Here is a 2,270-nt window from a genome sequence, read left to right on the forward strand (position 1 = left end):
ATCGCCGCCGCCCGTTTTCCACTGCGCAGCGATCCGGCGAAGAGCCAGTTCTTGCGTCCAAGAGCCCATGGCCTAATTTGATTCTCACACCAGTTGTTGTCTATGGGGACGGTTCCATCATCCAGGTAGCGCGACAGCGCTGCCCAGCGTTTCAGGCTGTAATCCAGCGCTCTACTGATGGCCGAACCTTCGGGCACGAGATCGCGCTGGGCGATCATCCAGGCATGCAGCCTATCCATCACCGGTACAGCTTTTTCCTGCCGTATTTGGCGCCGTAAATCCGGTTCCAGGTCGCGGACTTCGCTCTCGATTTCGTACAGCAACTGGATGTACCGCAATGCCTGCTCGGCGAGCTGGCTCTTGTTGGTAGCGTGCAGTTCGAAGAACTTGCGCCGGGCATGGGCCATGCAGCCGATCTCGGTCACGCCGAGTTCGAAGCTGGCCTTGTAACCGCCAAAGTCATCGCAGACCAGCTTGCCCCTCCAGCCTTGCAGAAAGTTGCGAGCATGCTCTCCGGCACGGCTGGGACTGAAGTCATAAACCACTGCTGCCACGTCCGAGAACTGGCTGGTGGCGTAGGCCCACACATAGGAACGGTGGGTTTTCTTTGTGCCTGGCGCGAGCATCTGCACCGGCGTTTCATCAGCGTGGACGACCTGCTGCCCCAGCACCACGTCGCGCAGCGCGTCGACCAGAGGCTGCAACTGCACGCCGGTTGCACCCACCCACTGAGCAAGTGTTGAACGTGGAATCGCCAGGCCAGCTCGACCGAAAATCGATTCCTGACGGTAAAGCGGTAGATGGTCGGCAAACTTGGCGATCATGACGTGGGCCAACAGCCCAGCAGTCGGGATGCCCTTGTCGATGACCTGCGCCGGAACCGGTGCCTGAATCAGCGTTTCGCAGTCATCGCAGACCCATTTGCCACGAACATGGCGCTCGACGGTAAATACGCCGGGCGTGTAGTCCAGCTTTTCGCTGACGTCCTCACCGATGCGCTTGAGGGCGCAGCCGCATGGGCAGTGAGTGTTGTCCGGTTCGTGGTGGATCAGCGTGCGTGGAAACTCAGCCGGTAACGCAGTGCGTTTGGGCTTCTGCTTTTTCTCAGGCACAGTTATCACTGTCTGCAAGCTTTGAAGCTCGGCTTCAATCGCTGCGATATCGGTGTCGATCAGATCATCAAGCAGGCTGGCCTGCTCGGGATTCATCTGCTCGCTGCGCTTAGCAAATTTCAAACGCTTGAGTTGGGCGATCTCATGGGTCAGTTTTTCGATGAGCGTTTGGTCGCGATGGATCTTCTTGCCCAGGGTCTCGACGGTTTGCCCCATCGACTCGACGGTCATACCCAACGTGTCGACCTGATGGTCGAGCGTCTCGACACGCTGCATCAACTGCGTCGCCAAGGCGCGCAGTTGTTCAGGGGTCAAGTGATCGAGATCGGGAAGAGAAGTCATGGTGCCGATTTTGCCAGACCAGGCAATTTGCGGCGATAAATCGATAGGCTAATGGCTGCCGTCAAAGCAGTGTGATCGAACCGCCAGCACCTGCACGTTGCCATGGTAGGCCCAACACCAATGCCTGAAGCTGCTCGGCATCGAGTTCTATTTCTGATCCATGTCGGATGCCAGGCCAGTGAAATCTGCCTTGATTCAATCGACGAGCCGCCAACCAGACCCCAAAGCCGTCATGCACCAGCACTTTCATCCGAGTGGCGCGGCGGTTGGCGAACAGATAAGCACAGTGCGGCTGCGCCGCACCGAACACGGCAATCACCCGGGCCAATGCGGTTTCAGTGCCTGCTCGCATGTCCATGGGCTCGGTGGCAAGCCAGATGGAATCGATGCGGATCATTGGGCAAGCTCACGGATAAAACGGGCACATCCATCGGGGTCTGAAGATGGCCATTTCACCGTGAGCTTTTGCTGACCGAAAGGGATCTCGATGCTGACAGGCTGTTGCTGACCGGGCTGCTTTAACGACTCAAGTTTCATCGGAACAAAAGCGGGCAGCGCCGGCGGCTGACCATCGCGATAAACAGGAATCCATTTTCGAACCAAGTTGGCGTTGATCCCGTGGCGCAGGGCAACGCTGGCCATCGATACGCCCGGTTGCAGGCATTCCTGGACGACTTGAGCTTTAAAGGGTTTGGGATAAGAGGTTCTTTGGCGCATGGGAATCCGGAAGATAAGGGCGATGGTGTCCACGTATTTCAAGTGGAGAACATCGCCCTTATCGCTGAAGTCGGGTAGGTGACTTCGCCGGACGGTTAC

At 57.7% G+C, this 2,270-nt stretch carries 3 protein-coding genes; all 3 read right to left on the minus strand.

From position 1 onward, the window contains the following. Nucleotides 1-1,454 (minus strand): IS66 family transposase (gene tnpC, locus K9857_RS30185; protein WP_224542215.1); only part of this gene is annotated, 1,454 nt, incomplete at its 3' end. A 61-nt stretch (nucleotides 1,455-1,515) separates the two neighbouring features. Further along, nucleotides 1,516-1,851 (minus strand): IS66 family insertion sequence element accessory protein TnpB, encoded by a 336-nt coding sequence (gene tnpB, locus K9857_RS30190; protein WP_224542217.1) that lies wholly within the window; start codon nucleotides 1,849-1,851, stop codon nucleotides 1,516-1,518. After that, nucleotides 1,848-2,270: IS66-like element accessory protein TnpA (gene tnpA, locus K9857_RS30195; RefSeq protein WP_263488183.1), on the minus strand; the 423-nt coding region annotated here is incomplete at its 5' end. The genes tnpA and tnpB, both read right to left, overlap by 4 nt.

The sequence above is a fragment of the Pseudomonas sp. REP124 genome (genome assembly GCF_020164475.1).
In the GTDB taxonomy this organism is placed as follows: domain Bacteria; phylum Pseudomonadota; class Gammaproteobacteria; order Pseudomonadales; family Pseudomonadaceae; genus Aquipseudomonas.

What these genes read in the sequence shown, in the direction of transcription:
- tnpB (WP_224542217.1), bottom strand. Translation starts at nt 1,851, where the DNA reads ATGATCCGCATCGATTCCATCTGGCTTGCCACCGAGCCCATGGACATG.